13 protein-coding genes are annotated in these 16,359 nt (G+C 39.2%); 12 read left to right on the top strand and 1 reads right to left on the bottom strand.

Features of this window, described 5'->3' with window-relative positions:
- The first annotated feature begins 201 nt into the window (after positions 1-201).
- From BBI00_RS04735 to BBI00_RS04755, 5 genes are all read left to right on the top strand, one after another.
- Entirely contained in the window at positions 202-846 is a 645-nt protein-coding gene (locus BBI00_RS04735; RefSeq protein ID WP_083988423.1) for a cysteine hydrolase family protein, read from the top strand.
- Positions 847-1,012: 166 nt separating this feature from the next.
- A complete protein-coding gene (locus BBI00_RS04740; RefSeq protein ID WP_065397689.1) occupies positions 1,013-1,594 on the top strand; it encodes a Crp/Fnr family transcriptional regulator in 582 nt (193 codons plus the stop codon).
- Positions 1,595-1,882: 288 nt separating this feature from the next.
- Positions 1,883-5,227 carry a cytochrome c biogenesis protein CcsA gene (gene ccsA / locus BBI00_RS04745; protein ID WP_065397690.1) on the top strand — a complete coding sequence of 1,115 codons (3,345 nt, stop codon included), beginning with the start codon at positions 1,883-1,885 and terminating at the stop codon, positions 5,225-5,227.
- 598 nt (positions 5,228-5,825) lie between these two features.
- Positions 5,826-6,692 (top strand): SPFH domain-containing protein, encoded by an 867-nt coding sequence (locus BBI00_RS04750; protein WP_065397691.1) that lies wholly within the window; start codon positions 5,826-5,828, stop codon positions 6,690-6,692.
- A gap of 86 nt (positions 6,693-6,778) precedes the next feature.
- A complete protein-coding gene (locus BBI00_RS04755; protein ID WP_065397692.1) occupies positions 6,779-6,967 on the top strand; it encodes an Arc family DNA binding domain-containing protein in 189 nt (62 codons plus the stop codon).
- 191 nt (positions 6,968-7,158) lie between these two features.
- On the opposite strand, the gene BBI00_RS23240 is transcribed toward BBI00_RS04755, so the two are convergent.
- Positions 7,159-7,308: a histidine kinase gene (locus BBI00_RS23240; protein ID WP_065397693.1), complete on the bottom strand. Its 150-nt coding sequence runs from the start codon at positions 7,306-7,308 to the stop codon at positions 7,159-7,161.
- Between the two features lie 135 nt (positions 7,309-7,443).
- Between BBI00_RS23240 and amaB the strand changes: the two genes are divergently transcribed.
- The 7 genes from amaB to BBI00_RS04795 all read left to right on the top strand — a co-directional run bounded on the left by amaB (position 7,444) and on the right by BBI00_RS04795 (position 16,354).
- Positions 7,444-8,994 carry an L-piperidine-6-carboxylate dehydrogenase gene (gene amaB, locus BBI00_RS04765; protein WP_065397694.1) on the top strand — a complete coding sequence of 517 codons (1,551 nt, stop codon included), beginning with the start codon at positions 7,444-7,446 and terminating at the stop codon, positions 8,992-8,994.
- A 114-nt stretch (positions 8,995-9,108) separates the two neighbouring features.
- Positions 9,109-10,434 (top strand): L-lysine 6-transaminase, encoded by a 1,326-nt coding sequence (gene lat, locus BBI00_RS04770; protein WP_065397695.1) that lies wholly within the window; start codon positions 9,109-9,111, stop codon positions 10,432-10,434.
- Between the two features lie 61 nt (positions 10,435-10,495).
- Positions 10,496-10,726: a DUF2007 domain-containing protein gene (locus BBI00_RS04775; protein WP_065397696.1), complete on the top strand. Its 231-nt coding sequence runs from the start codon at positions 10,496-10,498 to the stop codon at positions 10,724-10,726.
- A gap of 208 nt (positions 10,727-10,934) precedes the next feature.
- On the top strand, positions 10,935-11,447 hold the full coding sequence (locus BBI00_RS04780; RefSeq protein ID WP_065397697.1) for a GNAT family N-acetyltransferase: 513 nt from the start codon (positions 10,935-10,937) through the stop codon (positions 11,445-11,447).
- 116 nt (positions 11,448-11,563) lie between these two features.
- Positions 11,564-12,019 carry a transcriptional regulator gene (locus BBI00_RS04785; RefSeq protein ID WP_065394571.1) on the top strand — a complete coding sequence of 152 codons (456 nt, stop codon included), beginning with the start codon at positions 11,564-11,566 and terminating at the stop codon, positions 12,017-12,019.
- Position 12,020: 1 nt separating this feature from the next.
- Positions 12,021-13,208, top strand: a complete 1,188-nt coding sequence (locus BBI00_RS04790) for an efflux RND transporter periplasmic adaptor subunit (protein ID WP_065397698.1) — start codon at positions 12,021-12,023, stop codon at positions 13,206-13,208.
- Positions 13,208-16,354 carry an efflux RND transporter permease subunit gene (locus BBI00_RS04795; protein ID WP_065397699.1) on the top strand — a complete coding sequence of 1,049 codons (3,147 nt, stop codon included), beginning with the start codon at positions 13,208-13,210 and terminating at the stop codon, positions 16,352-16,354. The genes BBI00_RS04790 and BBI00_RS04795 overlap by 1 nt, the downstream gene beginning before the upstream one ends.
- The last annotated feature ends 5 nt before the right edge of the window (positions 16,355-16,359 follow it).

Raw genomic sequence — 16,359 nt, forward strand, 5'->3', positions numbered from 1 at the left:
CGGATTTGTTAAATTATATTAATTGACAGATCATCATAATTATATTACTTTTAATAAGCATTATAAATCTTCTTAAAAATCTTCTGAAAATATAAGATCATACCATTCACATTGTAAGACCATTTATCATTGTTTTTTTTTGAACTAGTTCAAAGGTCAGGAGTTGCAGCCGCTGTAGTTTTGTACCATAAAATTTTATCAATGAAAAATACATTCAGATCTGTTCTGGCCCTATGCCTGGTTTTAACTTCACTGGTAACAATAAACGCACAACAAAAAAGAAAAATGGAAAACACTACATTATTAATTATTGACGTACAGAATGATTATTTCCCAGGTGGAAAAATGACATTGGAAAACGCTGAAGAAGCGGGGCAAAACACCCGGAAAGTTCTTCAGTATTTCAGACAGAATAAACTTCCGGTGGTTCATATCATGCATATTTCTACCAATGAAGGCGCTGCTTTTTTCCTTCCCGGAACTTCCGGCGCTGAAATTAATCGGTTGGTTGCACCACATATGGGTGAGAAAGTTATTACCAAACATTTCCCGAACAGCTTCAGGGAAACGGACCTACTGGAATATCTCAAATCAGAGAATATAGAAAATCTCGTCATTACAGGGATGATGACCGATGTCTGTGTGGAATCTACCACAAGGGCGGCTTTTGATTTCGGATTCAATACTACGATTATCGGAAATGCTACAGCAACAAAGGATCGGGAACTGAACGGTGAAACGGTAAAAGCTTCAGAAGTTCAAAAGTCTTTTCTTGCAGGAATATCAGCATTAGGAAATCTTTATGCCCGTATTGCAAATACCGAAGATTTTATAGAAAGAAAATAACTTAATAAAACTTATATTTAGTAGAAAGATGGAAGCAGGAGGCTGGAAATTACTGATTCCCGACTTTAAGACTCTCTCTGTTCAAGCTTCCGGTTTCTGTCTTTTACAATTATATTTACCACAAAGTGTTATAATTTTGGTACTTTTATTCTGTTTATCAAAAAGAATGTACGGTTTACTTTACAAAAATATCAGCAGATATATCAGCCTTTCAGAAGAAGAGTTTCTTCAGTTTGCAAAACCTTTTGAGTATAAAAAATTCACTAAAAAGGATCAGGTACTCCGGGAAGGGGATTATTGTCTTTTTGAAGGATTTGTTCTGAACGGATGTTTTAAAATATACTACCTGAACGAAAACGGTTCTGAGCAGACATTGTATTTTGCGGTAACAGATTGGTGGATTACAGATATAGACAGCCTCATCAATCATGTGCCCAGCATCCTGAATATTGAAGCGCTTGAAGACAGCGAAGTGCTGATGATTTCCAAAAAAGAGAAGGAACGTCTGTATGAAACCATGCCGCAGATAGAAAAACTCTTCAGGATGATGAATCAGCAGTCGTCCGTTGCCCTGCAAAGAAGAATTTTATCATTAACGGGTAAAACAGCCGATAAGCGCTATCTGGAATTTTTAGAAAAATATCCGGGACTGGAGCAAAGACTGACGCAACAGCAGGTTGCTTCCTATCTTGGGATTACTCATGAGTTTTTAAGTAAAATCAGAAAAAAGATAGCTTTTGAAAAGTGATTTTACAGATTAGTTTTTGTTTTGTAAATTTTCACTTTTCTTAAATTATTTAATATCAAGCAGTTGTGGTTGGTTATAGAATGGTAGATAGAAGCCTTCAATCGGCAGGATAGGTATTATAAATCTGTATTTCTTCGGTTTTAAAAATTGAATTTTTCCTAATGTTTTCGGGCTTATTAAGAATGTTTCAAAATAAGCAAAACCAAGGCCAAAGTGATAAAAAACAGCTTTTTTTCAGCTCTTTGTAGTTTATCATCCTTATTTTTGCATGTCAAGTACATATAAATCATGAAGAAGCTCCAAGATATTCTTATCTCAACCAGGACAATGGCTGTATTGTTGCTGGTGTACGCATTCGCTATGGCCTATGCAACGTTCTTAGAAAACGACTACGGAACTCCTACAGCAAAAGCATTAATTTATGAGGCAAAATGGTTTGAACTGATCATGGTTCTGCTTATTCTCAACTTCATAGGAAATATCGGAAGATACAGACTGTGGAAAAAGGATAAGTGGCCGGTTTTGGTTTTTCACCTTGCCTTTGTTTTCATTTTTGTGGGGGGAGCCATTACCCGCTATATCAGTTTCGAAGGAACGATGCACATCAGGGAAGGAGAGACCTCCAATGAGATCATAACAGATAAAAACTTCCTTAAAATCCAGATCGAAGAAAAAGGAGATGTCCTTAACTATCAGGATATCCCTTATTTAATGTCTCCACTGCATAAAGACCTTACTGCAACCTATGATTTCCACGGAAAGGAAGTAAAGGTGATCGCAAAAGAGTATATCCAGAGAAAGAAAGACAGCCTGGTAGCTGAACCCAACGGAAAAGAATACCTTCATCTGGTTTCTACAGGGAATACCGGAAGACAGAATATATACATCAAACCGGGAGAAACCAAATCAATCAACGGAACTTTGGTAACGTTCAACAGAGCTATTGACGGTGCGGTTGAATTCAGAAATGACGGAGGTAAGCTCTCTATCAAAACCCCTGTAGATGCCAGCTATATGACGATGGCAACACAGGCAACGGGAACCACAAAGAAAGACGAATTCCAGCCGCTGGCATTGAGAAGTTTATATACAATCAACGAATTGAAACTTGTAGTGCCTGAGGGACTTAAAAAAGGAAGGCTTATCGCTTTTGAAGGAGACAGAAAGAAAGATGCTAATGTTCCGGATATGCTTCAGATTGAGCTGCAGGGGCCAAAAACAAAGCAACTGGTAGATCTTTCTGTGGAAAAAGGAAACCCGAATGCCTACAAGCAGATCACAATGGATGGTCTGAACATCATGGTAGGTTTCGGACCTAAAGTCTACAATACACCTTTTGCATTGAAGCTGGATGACTTCGTTATGGAAACGTATCCCGGAAGTTCATCCCCAAGTGCTTATGAAAGCCATGTGAAAATCATTGACGAAGGAAAAGAAACTCCATATAAAATCTATATGAACCACGTTCTGAATCATAAAGGATACCGTTTCTTCCAGGCAAGTTTTGATCCGGACAGAATGGGAACCGTATTATCCGTAAACCATGATTATTGGGGAACATTGATTTCTTATATCGGATATGGATTGCTTTTCTTAGGAATGTTTGTCATTTTCTTCTGGAAGGGAACACATTTCTGGAAATTAAGCAAAATGTTGACGGATGTAAACAAAAAGAAAGCAGCGGCAGTTCTTTTAATATTCCTTAGCTTAGGATTGAATGCCCAGAAAATTGAAACTCACGGTACAACTGACGGAAGCAGAGACCACGTTCATGTACAGGGAGATGACCACTCTCATGCGCCGGCTCAGAATGTTCAGCCGCTTGACGGTGCTGCTCCGAAGCAGAATTCACTGGCTACTCCAATGGGGAAAATGAGAACAATTACTCCCGATGAGATCATTGCAAGAAATAAAATCAGCAAAGAACACGCTGATAAATTCGGATATCTTTTGGTTCAGAGTTTTGAAGGAAGAATTGTTCCGATCAATACACAGGCTTTAGATGTTTTAAGAAAACTTTACAAGCATGATCGTTTCAAAGGAACAGACGGAAAATACCTGACGGCTAACCAATGGTTCCTTTCTATCAATACAGACACGCCAAGCTGGACCATGGTTCCTATAATCAAAGTAGGACCTAAAGGAGGGGATGAGTTAAAGAATAAAACAAAAGCTGATGATGACGGGTATACTTCTTTAATGAATCTTTTCCCTGCAGATGCCAATGGTAACCTGACCTATATTCTTGAGCATGATTATAACACGGCTTTCCGTAAAAAACCTGCGGATCAGACGAATTATGATAAAGAAGTTATTGCCGTAAACGAAAGAGTTCAAATTTTCAACGAATTCTTCAGCGGGCAGTTTATGAGAATCGTTCCTGTGAAAAACGATGCCAACCACACATGGCATTCATGGCTGGATCAGAAATTTGAACCGGATATGGAATCTCAGCAGGTAATGGGACCTTATTTTGCTGAAGCCCTTAATGCTCAGAAAACAAACGACTGGACCAAGGCAGATAAAGAATTAGCTAAGCTTTCAGACTACCAGCAGAAATGGGGGAAAGCAGTGGTTCCGGCAAAATCGAAAGTGGATCTTGAGGTTTTCATGAATAAAGCCGATATCAATTTTAAACTATTGATTTTCTACACCATTATTGGCGGACTTCTTCTGGTTTTGGGATTTGTTGAATTGTTCAAACCTAATAAAGTATTAAAAAAGGTTATCAAAGCAACTATTTATGTTGGATTGATAGGATATATCTGTCATTTCTTAGGTCTTGTGGCAAGATGGTATATCTCGGGACACGCTCCTTGGAGTAACGGATATGAAGCGATTATCTTTATTTCATGGGTGGGTATTACTGCCGGATTGTTGTTCTATTTTGGATTTACAAAACCTAATCTTGGGAAAAAAACAGTTTTGACTGCTGAAGATTCAGTGAATCCTAAAGGCGGAGCTGGAGTCAATGCGCTGATTCCTGCAGCAGGATTTATGGTAGCAGTTATCATGATGGGGTTTGCTCACGGTGGTTCAGCACTTGATCCGCAGATCACGCCGCTGGTTCCGGTATTGAAATCGTACTGGCTGATTGTTCACGTAGCGATTATTACCTCAAGTTATGGTTTCTTTGCCCTCTCAATGATCATTGCTGTAATCTCTCTGGTATTTTATATTATTTCCAATAAAGATACCTATAAGATTCACCACGATACCACATTGAAGGAATTGGTTGTTGTTTCTGAAATGTCATTAACGATCGGTCTTTTTGCTCTTACAGTAGGAAACTTCCTGGGAGGAATCTGGGCGAATGAATCATGGGGTAGATACTGGAGCTGGGACCCTAAAGAAACATGGGCTTTCATCTCTATCATGGTCTATGCTTTTGTACTGCACATGAGATTGGTACCGGGATTAAGAAGCAGATGGGCATTCCACGTGGCAACGATGTTTGCATTCTGCTCTATGGTAATGACCTATTTCGGGGTAAATTATTACCTGAGTGGTCTTCACTCTTATGCAGCAGGAGATCCTGTGCCGGTACCGGCTTGGGTATACATCGGAATCGCTACGATGATTACTTTATCAGCAGTTTCTTATTTCAAGTTTAAAGCGTTAACGAAGAAGTAATTTCAAACATATTATTTACAATCCCGGAAGTTATCTTCCGGGATTTTTTTGTTCAATTGTTTTTGGCTTTGGAGTGGCTTTTCTAAACCCTGAATTCATGATTTTGTGTATTAATAAGCATCCTTCGTAAAGGCACTTCAATCGGCAAGAAGAAAGAGTCTTAGTTAATTGTTAATGAAAAAAATACAGCGTGAAATATTTTTTAGCGCAAAGGGTCGCAATGATATTTTTATTGTGTTGATTTTATCGTTCGCAAAGGCGTTTCACTCAGCAAAAAGAAAGAGGCTTAGTTAATTGTTCATGAAAAAAATAGAGCCTGAAATATTTTCTAGCGCAAAGGGTCGCAATGATATTTTTATTGTGTTGATTTTATCGTTCGCAAAGGCGGTTTCACTCAGCAAAATAAAATAGTGTTCGTTGCTAAACGAAGTGGCTTTGCGGACATACATAAAACGCAAAGTAATAAAAACCCAGCGAACCTTGCGTTTAGATAAAGCACCCGGAACTCATCCGTAAAAATCCAGAAATTATATTTCAAAATTCAAAATTTACTACTATCTTTATGATATCAAAATAATATCAAATTAAAAATTCAATCATGGAAAAAACATTAAAACCTATGTCAGGTTATCTTACCTTAGTTATTTGTCTGGCTTTGTTTGTAGCAGCAGTATACTTCTTCATCAGCGGAGTAGACCAGAGTATCACATTTGTGGTGATTGCCATGCTTTGCTTTCTGTTATCATGCTTTTTCTTAAAAGGATTAATGATCATTCAGCCCAACCATTCACGGGTATTGAACTTCTTCGGAAAGTACGTAGGAACTGTAAAAGAGAACGGATTGTTCTTTATCAATCCTTTGTATTCATCCCAGAAAATGTCATTGCGTTCCGAAAACTTACAGGGGCAGACTTTGAAAGTAAATGATAAAATGGGTAATCCTATCGAAATTGCAGTGGTAATGGTATGGAAGGTAGGAGATACCTATAAAGCGGCTTTTGATGTAGAACGCTATTCTGATTTCGTAAAAATGCAGAGTGAAGCGGCAGTCCGTCATTTGGCTATGAGCTTTCCTTATGATAATTTAGAAGACGATCATGCACCGATTACTTTAAGAGAAGGAGGTGACAAGATCAACTCTATTTTGGAGCAGGAACTTACAGACCGTCTTTCAAAGGCAGGAATTGTCATTCAGGAAGCTAGAATTTCTCACCTTGCCTATGCTTCCGAAATCGCCGGAGCAATGCTTCAGAGACAGCAGGCAACGGCAATTGTAGCGGCAAGAACCAAAATTGTAGAAGGAGCTGTAGGAATGGTAGACCTTGCTTTGAAAAAACTTTCCGAAGAAAATATCGTTGAACTTGACGATGAAAGAAAAGCAGCCATGGTAAGCAATCTGATGGTCGTTCTTTGTGGTGAAAAAGCAGCTACACCCATCCTGAATGCCGGAACACTTTATAATTAAGAATGGAAAATCAGTAATTACAATTGTCAGGTGGGGAAGATCTGCACTGAAATAATTAAAATAATCATCCTAGAGAAATTTAAAAAATGAAAGCAGGAAAAGCTCAGAACCCTTCAGAAGCTAAAGGCAAAAAATCCTTTGTCATAAGAATAGATGAATCAACGTATAAACTTCTTGAAAAGTGGGCAGGCGATGAGTTCAGAAGTGTGAACGGACAGATTGAATACCTCTTACATCAGAGCCTGGTCAATGCCGGAAGAAAGAAGAATGACTGAGTTGGAAACTCCTTTTTTTGAGATTTAAAAGGCTTTTTCGGAAGATGAATAAATGAAAAATGTTCTTTCGTTCCGGGTTTTAAATTATGAAATACACAAAAAAGATACTTTTTTTGAACTTTTCAATGAAAAGATAACAATTCGGTGTCTTTACGGTAAAAAAGAAAGCAGAGAAATTTTTCTCTGCTTTTTTATTTTATACAGCTTTGAAGAGTATCTGCTCCAAAGTAGAATATTACGAGCCAAACCAAGCCTTTAATGGTAAAGAAAGCCAATCCTGCCCATCCCACACGCTTGAACCATTTTTTAAACTTTGAGTTATTTTCTTGTGAATTTTCCATTGGTGAATATCAAAAAGATTACCCTGCAAAGATAAGCATGTTTATAATTAGTCCAAATAAAAAGCCTATTAAAAATTAAAGTTTTGAGGTTCACATAATATTTTTATCTTTAGAGAGAACGAAAAGTAAGATTTTATGTCAAAAAAAGTAAAGGATTTCGGAATCGAAAAAACATTAAAAAACTTAGGTATTAAAGAAGAAAACAAAGGTACCTCGGTAGGCGGAAAATATTTCGCTTCAGGAAAGGTGATCGAAAGCATCTCTCCTGTAGACGGAAAGCTGATCGCTAAAGTAAAGACTTCCGGAGAAAGTGATTATGACAAAGTAATTGAAACCGCTCAAGAGGCATTTCAGGAATTCAGGCTGATCCCGGCTCCGAAAAGAGGAGAAATTGTAAGGCAGCTTGGTTTAAAATTAAGAGAATATAAAGAAGACCTTGGTAAACTTGTTTCTTACGAAATGGGTAAATCTCTGCAGGAAGGACTTGGTGAAGTTCAGGAAATGATCGATATCTGTGATTTCGCTGTAGGACTTTCAAGACAGCTTCAGGGATATACCATGCACTCTGAAAGACCTGGTCACAGAATGTACGAACAATACCATCCGCTTGGCGTGGTGGGAATCATCACAGCTTTCAACTTCCCGGTAGCCGTTTGGTCGTGGAATACAGCGTTAGCATGGATCTGCGGTAACGTTACGATCTGGAAGCCATCAGAAAAAACACCGCTTTGTGCTGTCGCATGTCAGAATATCATGGCTGAAGTTCTGAAGGAAAACAACCTTCCGGAAGGAATTTCCAGCGTATTGATCGCTGACCATGAAATAGGACAGAAGCTGGTAGATGATAAAAGAGTTGCTTTGATTTCTTTCACAGGATCTACAAGAGTAGGAAGAATGGTTTCTTCCAAAGTAGCGGAAAGATTCGGAAAATCTATCCTTGAACTGGGTGGAAACAACGCCATTATCATTACAAAAGAAGCGGATCTTGATATGTCTATCATCGGAGCCGTTTTCGGAGCCGTAGGAACAGCTGGTCAGAGATGTACTTCAACAAGAAGGCTGATCATCCACGAAAGCGTTTACAATGAAGTGAAAACAAGACTGACAAAAGCTTACGGACAGTTGAAAATCGGAAACCCGCTGGATGAAAATAACCACGTAGGACCACTTATTGATACGGATGCTGTCAATCAGTATGAGGAAGCCATTAAGAAATGTAAAAAAGAAGGCGGTAAATTTGTTGTTGAAGGCGGCGTTTTATCCGGCAAAGAGTATGAATCCGGATGCTATGTGAAGCCTTGCGTTGCAGAAGTTAAAAACTCTTACGAGATCGTTCAGCATGAAACATTTGCTCCTATTCTATACCTGATCAAATACAAAACATTAGAAGAAGCGATTGCGATTCAGAATGATGTTCCTCAGGGATTATCTTCTGCCATCATGACGCAGAACCTTAGAGAAGCAGAACTATTCCTTTCGCATGCAGGTTCAGACTGTGGTATTGCCAACGTAAACATCGGTACTTCAGGTGCTGAAATCGGAGGTGCTTTCGGTGGAGAAAAAGAAACCGGAGGAGGAAGAGAATCAGGATCTGATGCCTGGAAGTATTATATGAGAAGGCAAACTAATACTATAAATTACACGGCTCAACTTCCTTTAGCACAGGGAATTAAATTCGATTTATAAAAGCTTTACTTAAAGCGTACAAAAAACTATAAAACTTAATAACCTGAATGATCAGATGCTTCATTCTCCGGATCATCTGATCGTTCACTTATTAAATCACACAACAAATTTATTATGGAACAAACATTGGATATAAAAGCAAATAAAGTAAAAGAAACAGTAGGAAAACACGTTCTGGCAGACGGCTTCGATTTCGTGATGGATATTGAAAAATCCCACGGATCATGGTTGTATGACAAACTTACAGACAGGGAATACCTGGATATGTTCTCTATGTTTGCCTCAGCATCTGTAGGGTACAATCACCCTTATCTTGTAGAAAGATCAGAATGGCTGGGAAGAATGGCGGTGAACAAACCGACCCTGGCAGACGTTTACTCAGAAGAATATGCTCAGTTTCTTGAAGTATTCGAAAGAGTAGTGATCCCTGAAGAATTACAATACGCTTTCTTTATCGAAGGTGGGACTTTAGGCGTTGAAAATGCAATGAAGGCATGTTTCGACTGGAAGACCCGCAAAAATTTTGCAAAAGGACTTGAGACTGAAGCAGGAATCTGTATCCACTTCAAACAGGCATTCCACGGAAGAAGCGGTTATACTTTAAGCTTAACGAATACTTCTGATCCGAGAAAATACCAATATTTCCCAATGTTCAACTGGCCGAGAATCTTAAATCCGAAATTAAAGTTCCCGATCACAGAAGAGAACCTTGAAGAAACAATCAAAAATGAAAACCTTGCTTTACTTCAGATCGAAGAGGCTATTCTGATGAACCCTGATAAAGTGGCCTGCATCATTATTGAACCTATTCAGGCAGAAGGAGGTGACAACCATTTCAGAGACGAATTCCTGTTGGGATTAAGAAGAATCTGTGATGACAACGAAATCTTACTTATTTTTGATGAAGTTCAGACAGGAATCGCTATTACAGGAAAAATGTGGGCATTCCAGCACTTTACAGCAAAACCGGATATCATTTCTTTCGGTAAAAAAGCTCAGGTATGCGGTGTTCTTGCCAATAAAGAAAAGTTTGACGAAGTTCCGAACAACGTTTTCAGAGAAAGCTCAAGAATCAACTCTACATTCGGAGGAAACTTTATCGATATGCTTCGTTTCCAGCTGGTAATGGAAGTAATCGAAAAAGAAAACCTTGTGGAGAATGCAAGAGTAGTTGGAGATTTCTTACTGGAAAGCCTTAAAGCATTGGCAGAAAAATATCCTGAGAAAATTTCAAATGCAAGAGGAAGAGGATTGATGTGTGCCATCGACCTTCCAACGGCTGCACAGAGAAACCTGCTGATGAATGAACTTTTCAATGACAGATTGATCATTCTTCCTTGCGGAGATCAGTCTTTGCGTTTCAGACCGCATCTGAATGTAACCAAAGAAGAAATTCAGCTGGCTTTGGATAAAATTGAAAACAATATTAATAAGATTTAAAACTAAAGATTTGTAATTTTCAGAAAAACATTGTATATTTAGATATTCAAACATTTAGAGTATGGAAAGAAGCACGAGAGTATCTGTTTATGAAAGTGACAAACCTTCAGAAATTCAGTTGGTTAAGTCTAAATTGGATGATGCGCAAATTACAAATACAGTTGAAAACAACTATCTTACATTTACCACAACACCCACAGCAACCTCGCTGAAAGTAATGGTAGATCTGGAAGATGAGAAGAAAGCCTTTGAAATTATTGATGCTTATCTTCAACAAAGTGAAAATCAATAAACAATTTCATAATTTTAAATTTTACTACTTCGAACCGAAAATTAATTTTAATTAGTTTTCGGTTTTTTAATTAATCATATTATCATTTAAAGATTAAAAAATTGAATGATGAAAAGATGGCTACCAATAGATTGAAATCTGTAAAATATAGCCTCTCTAATTTTTTTTAATTCTTTAATCTTTAAATTCTTAAATCAAATTTTGCAACATGAATTCAGAAATCAAACTAAGAAAAGCGCAAATTGAAGACAGAGACACTATCTGGGGAATCATCCAGCAGTCTATTGAAAGAAGAAAACAGGACGGGAGTACACAGTGGCAGAATGGCTATCCTAATCTGGGTACGGTAGAAAGTGATATTGCGAAAGGATTCGGATATGTTCTTACGGTAGATGGTGACATTGCAGTATATGGTGCCCTGATTCTGAATGATGAGCCGGCGTACAGCAAAATTGAAGGAGCATGGCTGAGTGACGGAGAATTTGTGGTGGTGCACAGGGTGGCCATTGATGAAAAATTTGCAGGCCAGGGAATGACGAAAAAACTGTTTGACCACATTGAAGACTTTGCCAGATCGCATGATATTCAGAGCATTAAAGTAGATACCAACTACGATAATATTGCCATGCTGAAAATCCTTGAAAGCAAAGGATATTCTTATTGCGGAGAAGTTGTTCTGGCGGACGGATTAAGGAAAGCTTTTGAGAAGATTGTTATTTAAGTAAAAAGTTAAATCAACTTTCATTGAATTTTTAAAAGAGACTGTATTTATAAACTCTATCAGCTTTGTTCGTTTGGTTCTGAACTAATTTTTACTTTTGTTCAAATTTTTATATTATGCACCAAAGTATAGAAATTGATGAAAAAATTTTTCAGGATGCCGTAAAATTCTATGGCACCGTGTTCAGCTTACCTCCTTTAGCTTCAAAAATATATTCCTACCTTCTTTTTGATTATGAGAAAGTAGGAATTACTTTTGATGAGTTTGTTGAAGTGCTCTCTGCGAGCAAAAGTTCTGTTTCCACAAGTATTTCACTCTTGCTCAATGCTCAGCTTATCGTTGATCATAACAAGATGGATGAACGGAAACGGTATTTTTTTATCAATGACGAATACAAGAAAATTCGGTTCGAGAAAATTGTCCAGAAAATGCAGGACGAATTAAAACTACTAGATGATTTAAACAATTTTAAAAAAAGTAAAGACGATGGATACAACGAAAGAATAGAAGTTTACAAAGCACTCTTAAATAAAAACATAGAAAATATTCAGGAATCTCTTAATAAACTATAAAATGAATAATAAGCTAGTTATACTTTCCATTGCAGCGCTTTCACTTACGGCCTGCAAAAAAGAAGCTCCGAAACAGGATGGTGCCAAGCCTTACCCTGTTGTTTCTGTGGAGTCAAAAAATATAGTGGGTTACCAGACGTTTCCGGCTACCATACAGGGTAGGGTAAACAATGATGTGCGTGCAAAAATACAGGGGTACATTACCCAGGTATTGGTGGATGAGGGACAGTATGTGACCAAAGGACAGCCTCTGTTCCGTCTTGAAACCAATATTCTGAGTGAAAATGCAGCCGCTTCCAAAGCAGGAATTGCAGCATCAGAATCCAGTATTGCAGCAGCTCAGGCTTCTGTGAATGCAGCTCAGGTTGAAGTAAACAAACTGAAACCTCTGGTACAGAAAAACATTATCAGTAACGTACAATTGCAAACCGCTCAGGCCAATCTTGCCCAGGCTCAGGCTCAGTTGCAGCAGGCAACCGCAGCCAAAAAACAGGCTGTTGCCAATTATAAAGGCGTAGAGGCCAATATCGAGTATTCTATCATCCGTGCGCCTATTTCCGGAGTGATCGGAAGACTTCCTTTGAAAGTGGGAAGTTTGGTAGGACCGTCTGATCAGACCCCTCTTACAACGATTTCTGATACTTCTGAGATCTTTGCCTATTTTGCCATGAATGAAAAGGAATATTTTAATTTCCTTGAAAAGGTACCAGGGGCATCAATGCCTGAAAAAATCAAAAACCTGCCGATGGTGGAGCTTCAGCTGGCTAACGGAAGTCTTTATCCTGAAAAAGGAAGAATAGAAGCCATTACAGGGCAGATTGATCCTACAACGGGGACCATTCAGTTCAGGGTGGCATTCTCCAATGCTCAGAAATTATTAAGCAACGGAAACAGTGGAACCATCAGATTCCCTCAGCAATATGATAATGTTCTGGTAGTTCCTGAAAGTGCTACTTACGAACAGCAGGGCATTGTTTACGTATACAAAGTAGATAAAGGAGATACTGCAAGAAACGTTGTGGTAAATGTTATCGACAGGATCGACAATATGGCTCTTATCAAATCAGGGGTGAATAAAGGTGAAACTGTGATTGCGGCAGGTATCGGAGGTCTGAAACCGGGAACAGCAGTAAAGCCGAAACCTATTAAAATGGATAGTCTTGTTCAATCAATAAAACCGAAATTCTAATGATAAAAAACTTTATTAACAGACCGGTTTTATCTACCGTAATCTCAATTCTGATTGTGATTCTCGGTGTGCTGGGACTGATCTCGTTACCGGTTACACAGTATCCGGATATTGCACCACCCACCGTAAGTGTTTCTGCAAACTATACGGGAGCGAATGCTGAAACGGTGATGAAAAGTGTAGTTGTACCTTTGGAAGAACAGATCAACGGGGTGGAAGGAATGGATTATATCACTTCCAGTGCCGGGAATGACGGTTCTGCCCAGATTCAGGTGTTCTTCAAACAGGGGATAGATCCTGATATTGCTGCGGTAAACGTACAGAACCGTGTGGCCAGAGCTACACCTTTGCTGCCTGCCGAAGTAACACGTTCGGGGGTGGTAACCCAGAAACAGCAGACAAGTGCCCTGATGTATATGTCTTTCTATTCTGAAAACAAAGACCTTGATGACGTATACCTTCAGAACTTTTTGAATATCAATATTATTCCCAACCTTAAAAGGGTGAATGGTGTAGGGGATGCCAACGTTTTCGGTGGTAAAAACTATTCCATGAGAATCTGGCTGGATCCTGCAAAAATGGCTGCCTATAGTGTAACGCCTACAGATGTTACCAATGCGATCAACGAGCAGAGTAGAGAAGCTGCGGCAGGTTCAATTGGCCAGAACAGCGGAAGCTCTTTTGAATATATCATCAAATATGTAGGGAAGTTCAACGATAAGGAACAGTACGATAATATCATCATCAAATCTCTTGCAAACGGACAAAACCTGATGCTGAAAGACGTTGCCAAAGTAGAACTGGCAGGTCAGTCTTATACTGGTATCGGGGAGAACGGAAACAACCCTTCCATCAGTATGGGGATTTTCCAGACTCCGGGATCCAATGCCCAGGAGATTATTAAAAATATCAAAGCTTATCTGAAATCAGCAGAAGGAACTTTTCCGCAGGGAATCAAATATACTTTCAACTTTGATACCAATGAATTCCTGGAAGCTTCTATTGAAAAGGTAGTGCATACCCTTATAGAAGCCTTCATCCTTGTATTTATTGTAGTATATATTTTCCTTCAGGACTTCAGATCCACCCTGATCCCGGCCATTGCGGTTCCGGTATCTATTGTAGGGGCGTTCTTCTTCCTGAATCTCTTCGGATATTCATTAAACCTGTTAACCCTGTTTGCATTGGTACTTGCGATCGGTATTGTGGTGGATGATGCCATTGTGGTCGTCGAGGCGGTTCATGCTAAGATGGAGCACGGTATTTCTGATGCTAAGAAAGCTACGGTAGAAGCGATGGATGAGATTACAGGAGCTATTATTTCGATTACCTTGGTAATGGCGGCCGTATTTATTCCGGTAACGTTCATTACGGGGCCTACAGGGGTATTCTACCAGCAGTTTGGGATTACACTGATCATAGCCATCATCATTTCTGCGATTAACGCATTAACCTTGAGTCCGGTTTTATGTTCATTATTCCTGAAACCTCACGAAGCGCATCATGCAGAATATAAGAACCTGAACCTGTTACAGAAGTTCTTCTATAAGTTTAATATTGCTTTTAAAACAACTACTGAACGTTACGGAAGAGGATTTGTATTTCTGTTAAGACATAAATGGGTAACCCTTGTTATTTTCGCTGTTACCGGAGTAATCCTGTTCTGGGCAAGCAGCAGTATGAAGAAAGGGTTTGTACCTACGGAAGACAGAGGGATCATCTTTACAGATGTTCAGCTTCCTCCGGGAGCTTCCATGGAAAGAACGTATAATGCACTGAAAACACTTCAGGCTAAAGCATTGAAAGTTCCGGGCGTGCAGAACGTAACGATTTCTACGGGGAGAGGATTCTTATCCGGAAACGGAAGTAACAACGGTCTCGCCTTTGTTAAGCTGAAACCATTCGAAGAAAGAAAAAAAGACGGTCAGACCTCTGAAGAGATCACCAAAAGACTATTTGGAATTGTAGGGGCTGTTCCTGATGCCAAAGTAGTATTCTTCCAGCCGCCAAGTGTACCGGGATTTGGTAACAGTGCCGGTTTTGAAATGGTATTGCTGGATAAATCAGGAGGGGAATATGCTGATCTGGATAATAAAACGAATGAATTTATCGGTAAGCTGATGCAGAGACCGGAGATTCAGTTTGCACAAACCTCATTCAATACAAAATATCCTCAGTATCAGATGGAGATCAATGTGCCTCTGAGCAAACAGCTTGGAGTGTCTGTAAATGAAATTCTGGCAACCATGCAGGGGTATATCGGGGGTATTTATACCGCTGACTTTACCAAGTACGGGAAGCAGTTCAGGGTAATGGTTCAGGCACTTCCTGAAAACAGGAAAAATATAGAAAACCTAAACGAGCTTTATATAAGAACAGGTTCCGGTATAATGTCTCCTATTTCGCAATTTGTAACGTTGAAAAAAGCGTATGGGCCACAATCTGTAAGCCGTTATAACCTCTTTACCTCAGTGAAGGTGACGGGTGCCAACTCTGACGGATACAGTTCCGGTGATGCCATTGCCGCTGTACAGCAGGTAGCTGACGAAACCCTGAACCAAAACTATGCAGTAGAATTTACAGGACTGACAAGAGAAGAATTAAATTCAGGATCTCAGACCCTTCTGATTTTCGGATTAAGTCTGATCTTCGTTTACTTTATCCTTTCTGCACAGTATGAAAGTTATATTCTTCCGCTGATCGTTGTGATCTCTCTTCCTCTTGGGGTAATGGGAGCGTATTTCGGGCAGAAGATCATGGGGCTGGAAAATAATATTTATTTCCAGATTGCACTGATCATGCTTGTGGGGCTACTGGCGAAAAATGCGATCCTTATTGTGGAATTTGCCGTTCAGAGAAGGCATCATGGGGAAACCATTGTCATGTCAGCGATCAATGCAGCCAAAGCCAGGGTAAGACCGATTCTGATGACATCATTTGCCTTTATTTTCGGTTTATTACCATTGGTTCTGGCAAGCGGAATCGGGGCGGTAGGTAACAGGTCTATTGCAACCGGTGCGGCTATCGGATTGCTGATCGGTACTGTTTTAGGGCTTTTCGTGATTCCTGTTCTGTATGTGATCTTTGAAACCATACAGGAGAAGATCAAACCTATTAAAAAAGAAGATATCAGTTTAGCCGAATAAAATTA

This window comes from Chryseobacterium arthrosphaerae, from assembly GCF_001684965.1.
GTDB lineage: Bacteria > Bacteroidota > Bacteroidia > Flavobacteriales > Weeksellaceae > Chryseobacterium > Chryseobacterium arthrosphaerae.

What these genes read in the sequence shown, in the direction of transcription:
- BBI00_RS04735 (WP_083988423.1), top strand. Translation starts at nt 202, where the DNA reads ATGAAAAATACATTCAGATCTGTTCTGGCCCTATGCCTGGTTTTAACT.
- BBI00_RS04740 (WP_065397689.1), top strand. Translation starts at nt 1,013, where the DNA reads ATGTACGGTTTACTTTACAAAAATATCAGCAGATATATCAGCCTTTCA.
- ccsA (WP_065397690.1), top strand. Translation starts at nt 1,883, where the DNA reads ATGAAGAAGCTCCAAGATATTCTTATCTCAACCAGGACAATGGCTGTA.
- BBI00_RS04750 (WP_065397691.1), top strand. Translation starts at nt 5,826, where the DNA reads ATGGAAAAAACATTAAAACCTATGTCAGGTTATCTTACCTTAGTTATT.
- BBI00_RS04755 (WP_065397692.1), top strand. Translation starts at nt 6,779, where the DNA reads ATGAAAGCAGGAAAAGCTCAGAACCCTTCAGAAGCTAAAGGCAAAAAA.
- BBI00_RS23240 (WP_065397693.1), bottom strand. Translation starts at nt 7,308, where the DNA reads ATGGAAAATTCACAAGAAAATAACTCAAAGTTTAAAAAATGGTTCAAG.
- amaB (WP_065397694.1), top strand. Translation starts at nt 7,444, where the DNA reads ATGTCAAAAAAAGTAAAGGATTTCGGAATCGAAAAAACATTAAAAAAC.
- lat (WP_065397695.1), top strand. Translation starts at nt 9,109, where the DNA reads ATGGAACAAACATTGGATATAAAAGCAAATAAAGTAAAAGAAACAGTA.
- BBI00_RS04775 (WP_065397696.1), top strand. Translation starts at nt 10,496, where the DNA reads ATGGAAAGAAGCACGAGAGTATCTGTTTATGAAAGTGACAAACCTTCA.
- BBI00_RS04780 (WP_065397697.1), top strand. Translation starts at nt 10,935, where the DNA reads ATGAATTCAGAAATCAAACTAAGAAAAGCGCAAATTGAAGACAGAGAC.
- BBI00_RS04785 (WP_065394571.1), top strand. Translation starts at nt 11,564, where the DNA reads ATGCACCAAAGTATAGAAATTGATGAAAAAATTTTTCAGGATGCCGTA.
- BBI00_RS04790 (WP_065397698.1), top strand. Translation starts at nt 12,021, where the DNA reads ATGAATAATAAGCTAGTTATACTTTCCATTGCAGCGCTTTCACTTACG.
- BBI00_RS04795 (WP_065397699.1), top strand. Translation starts at nt 13,208, where the DNA reads ATGATAAAAAACTTTATTAACAGACCGGTTTTATCTACCGTAATCTCA.